Raw genomic sequence first — 4,597 nt, forward strand, 5'->3', positions numbered from 1 at the left:
TGGGAGACCGAGTGATTACGGTAAAATTGCTAGTCCAAGAATATAAAGGTGACTCCGGGACACACGTCAGATACCTCTACACGACCGATCTCTCGCTCAGCGAGGAGGAGATCGAGGAGGCATGGAGGATGAGGTGGGAGATCGAGAAGCTTCACAGGGACGTGAAGGCCTTGGGACTGGAGGACTCCTCGTTCTGGAGGAGAGAGAGGCTTCAGGGTTACCTCACGATCTTCACCATCATGGTCAACGTTGTCAGGGAGCTGATAGGGGCTCTTAACCTGAGGAGCGTGGAGGCGTTCCTCAGGTTCGTTGAACGTTATTTAGGTGGACCGCCGGGGCTGATGAAAATCTTTAAGTTACGTTAAAGTCCCATAACTGCTGTTAATTATAAATTCTACAATTGCCAAATGACTAAAAGATGCGATAAGTGTGGGATAGATTACCCAGACGAATACCAATTCTGCCCTAAATGCGGCTCACCTCTCAGGTTATTAGAAGGCACACCTACTGTTACGAGTAATCCTACTCCTCAACCCCCGTTACAACCATTTCCTCCAAACCAGCCTTCAGGTAAGAAATTCAGCTTTAAGATACTCGGTGGACTTCTAGGTGCTTTAGTAGCACTGGTCATAATTGTTGTCTTATTATTCGCTCTAGCATCTCCTTCAGCAGGAGCGTTAGCTCAAGTTTCAGCTATAGCACAACAAGACTTTGGCGGTTCTTGGTCTGTAATGAAATCTAACACTGGTGTAGCTGTTTACATAGGTAATGGTGAATATAACGTGACATTATTGAACGGTAAGAAAGTAACTGTAAGTTATTTGGATTTATCATTAACTTATTTAAGTGTACTAGGTTATACCAGCTTAAGTGTCTCAGGTAATAACAATCAATTTCAACCTAGCTTTGTCATACTCCCTACCAAAGTAGACTTCGTAGTAGTTAATGGTACAATTAACGGAGAAAAAACCCTAATAATAGGTGTGGGAGTCTATTACAACTCTACGCCAAACCCTGCTTACTATACCTATAATCTCACTAATTACATCCTGACAAACTCCACACTCTCTAGTTTTGTCTCCTCTTTATCAGCTAACGTGTCTAAATATGGTATAAATTTACAGATAGGTTCATTCAACCAGTTCGACTATTACTTCTTGTCTTCTACTAATCGAAGTTTTATATCGACAATGCCGGTTTCAGGTTACGTTTCGCAGCTAGGATTGGTTAACCTCACATCTTTGGCGACGTATGGCGAAGCGTCGACAAACGAAGAGATAGGAGTTATAATGATCAACATATCGCCTACTTTGTCACAAGCACAGAGTATTGCTTCTGAAATAGCCGGCAGTCTGTAGGAATTTAATGTTAATCACTTATTTTTAATACTACGTCTTTTTCCCTTCCTTTTAGAACTTCAGGCTTAATCTATAAGAGAAGTTGAAGGAAAGCCTAACTAGGTTATCTCCTTTCTATTTTGCAAAACATTGAAAGTCTCGCCCTTCCGGGGCTTGGAGGAGTCAGTTCCCCGACCTGATCGTAATTAGCGGGGGGACGGGATATGTAGCCAGTGTTTCGGCTCCTTCAACCGGTGGGCCTTCCGGTTGGGCTTTATTTAACACTGTAATGAAAGAGGTTTTTGGTGAGGCTGAGACTGTAACGCTTCTACGTAACTACTCGTTATTTTTAATCATTTCTAAATATCGTTTTGACAAGTTGTGTTTATATAGTATTACCGAAGTAGTAGTTTTTATTGATGATCCCCCTAACTGATAACGGGCACTGCTCATGAGGTTTGGGGAGTGATAAAAGTGTGGATGGGAGGGTAGTGGCGTTTCCCTTGACTAGCCCCAATGGGTGAATGTGTGTGATCCCTTAAGAGGGGGTGCTCGTGGTGGGATTAGAAGTAATTGAAAGTAAGGAAAAGTTACGCCACGGGTAAACATTAGTAATAAAAACAGTCATGCGGATGATAACCAATAACAGTAACTAAAAAGTACGCAACCTTCACTTCTTTAGCTTTTATTTGATAGTATTAATTTTAAGAAATATATATTCATATAAGTAGCGTCAATACGGCTCTTACACATATTCAAAATCTAAAGATATTGATAGAGATTTACCCTAGACGCAAACTCCCAATACTGAGGAAGTTATATAAAGTGTGGATAAACTCGCAGTTGAAAGTTTGAAAATTGGACTTCGAATTGAATATGCAGAAAAGAATAAATTTGTACTTTTGTGTGACAAGGAAACCTTAATCATTATTAACTGTATATACTTCCGATTGTTTGGTAACTCCTACAAAGAGATTTTAAAACCTATGTTGGAGTGAGTTAAATAAATTCTCGTTAAAGTCAACTAATATTAGCAATTACACCTTAGTACAATTGAACAAGTGTAATTGAATTCTAAAAATTTTAAATAGCCGTAAACGTTCTTAATAAATGATGATTGGAAATCACTTCTTATCTCCTCTATTGAGAGTTAAAAATACTAACAGAATTAAGTTTGCTGAGTACCGCGATGATACACGTGATAGAGCTATTTCAAGTAAGAAGTTAGACATTAATTCCGAGAGCGATGCATTGGAAATTATGAAAGTCGGACTTAAAGGGGGTATTAAATGGGCTCTATCAACTCTAATTTACTTTATCTTGGAATACGTTTACATTTACAGCATTACGTACTTTATGGGTGGAATTTCAGGGAATATCCCTGAACTCGCTTACGTGACTGGTGGATTCCTTTTCTTCATGCTAATTGTATTAGGATATATGTACTCCTATTCAGATAAAGCATTATCTAACATAAGAAGTGCTTACAACACATTATCTTCTATAAATAACCAAGTGGGAAAAGCTAGGGGTTTAGGAATGTGGAGTCGGAGTATCGGTGCTTATTTCGGTTTCGGAATTCTCGTATTTTTAGGGTATGTTATTATAGTGGCACTTTCATTCGGCACACCGGAACCAGAAAAGAACCAATACCTAATCCCAGATATCGCTGGAGCATATATCTACTTCTTCGGGGATAATCAATGTTTAACCTTAAATCAATGGGGCATATTACCTTTCGGATTATACGTAATAACCAGCTTTTTCCAAATTCTGGGGCTAATCATTTTTGGTATAAAGTTCTCTGGTCTCAGCAAATATTACCATGAAGGTTGGATAAGTTACGCAGGTTCCCTTCTGGTCTTAAGCGGTATATTTGGTTTCGTTAATTACTTTTACTTCTTACTGCCTCCCAATTTAACTGAACTTGGTGACGTAACATCGTTCTTATTTCCAATATCTGCAGCTTTGAGTTTTGCATTAGGGATTGTAGGGATCAACGGTGCTTCGAGAAAGTTGTTGTTCGGGGGTGGGGTTAAAAACTGGGTCTCCCTATCAACAAGGACAATACAAGGAACTCAGACTCCATCAAATACACAACCTACACCTGAGCTCATGACAGGTTTTGAAGATGAGAGTATTAGGGTTTTGGGCACGACGTACATAAAGAAAGACGGTACTGTGAATTTACAGCTATACTCGCAACACAAAGCCACATTAATTTCAGCCAGAATTGAAGATTTTAACCACTCTACTGATAAGATAAGTCCGCAGACTTTGAGCCCCAAGACCGTGACCAACGTCACTGTTGAGTTCGGAAGAATTCATGTCATACCGAATAAAATCTATACTATAGTCCTAACAGCTAATGTAGAAGGTAAAGAAATAGAAGTTACAATAACTGCACTCGGTACTTCCATGTGAAACGTATTTCAACAGAGCGTAAATAACAAGCGTCATACGGTTTGGGGCATAGTTTAACCAGTTTCGAAGTTAAAAACTCAGAAGCTGTTGAGGAAATTCAAAATTTGAATATACTCAAGTACTTTCAACACAATCAGCAGGTCAAGGGCGTACTCAAATTTACGATGGAATCTCTTAGTGTTTAGAGCGAAAATTTTTCACGGCTTGAGGATGTAGGAATCTTGGCCCTTCCACCACAAAAGCGACAAAATGATGTTTACTATTTTCCTCCTAAGGACTACTATTATTACACTTTTCCAAACCTATCTATCTATTCCGAATTCCATAACGACCTAGTTATAGGCATTCAATTGCGTGTCATGTAGTACAGACCACTTGTAAACATAAGTGACGTAAGAGGACAAGACTCAAGTCATTACACGGTAATCGGTGGTACAAAACCGTGTTAAACATTAATTCTAGTTAAGTGACAGCAATGTAGTTTTGCGACAACCGGCATTCTTAGATTGAAAGCCTTAAGAAAAAGTTGGATCGTTTGCAAACATTAACTCGTAAACGTCAACTATCACTCCCTAATAGCGAGTTTCTGAAAAAGGGATTGGAATCCAAGTTTAATGTCCATCTACCCTATGCACATCGATAGGTGCTTTTAAGACTTGTGCCTTTCCAACTGAAACATTATTATTAAGTATAATTTAAGTCATAACTAGTCCGTCTTGTGAGTTAAATATTAGAGGGAAAAAATGGCTTAGGCTGAGTGTGGTGATAGTGTCGTCGTTAAGTTATTTATATTTGTATAACGAGTATTACTTATGGGTAGGAAGCCTGTATTTAGG

General features: G+C 39.0%; 2 protein-coding genes and 1 pseudogene. All 3 read left to right on the forward strand.

What is annotated here, in order from left to right:
• Nucleotides 1–365 (forward strand): annotated as a pseudogene (locus tag WIW52_RS05560) (IS701 family transposase); the annotation flags it as partial.
• 42 nt (nt 366–407) lie between these two features.
• On the forward strand, nt 408–1,358 hold the full coding sequence (locus WIW52_RS05565) for a zinc ribbon domain-containing protein (protein ID WP_337709155.1): 951 nt from the start codon (nt 408–410) through the stop codon (nt 1,356–1,358).
• A 1,089-nt stretch (nt 1,359–2,447) separates the two neighbouring features.
• Complete coding sequence (locus WIW52_RS05570) at nt 2,448–3,761, forward strand: DUF973 family protein (RefSeq protein ID WP_337709157.1); 1,314 nt, start codon at nt 2,448–2,450, stop codon at nt 3,759–3,761.
• The last annotated feature ends 836 nt before the right edge of the window (nt 3,762–4,597 follow it).

This window comes from Stygiolobus sp. RP850M (assembly GCF_037389295.1).
GTDB lineage: Archaea > Thermoproteota > Thermoprotei_A > Sulfolobales > Sulfolobaceae > Stygiolobus.

What these genes read in the sequence shown, in the direction of transcription:
- WIW52_RS05570 (WP_337709157.1), top strand. Translation starts at nt 2,448, where the DNA reads ATGATGATTGGAAATCACTTCTTATCTCCTCTATTGAGAGTTAAAAAT.
- WIW52_RS05565 (WP_337709155.1), top strand. Translation starts at nt 408, where the DNA reads ATGACTAAAAGATGCGATAAGTGTGGGATAGATTACCCAGACGAATAC.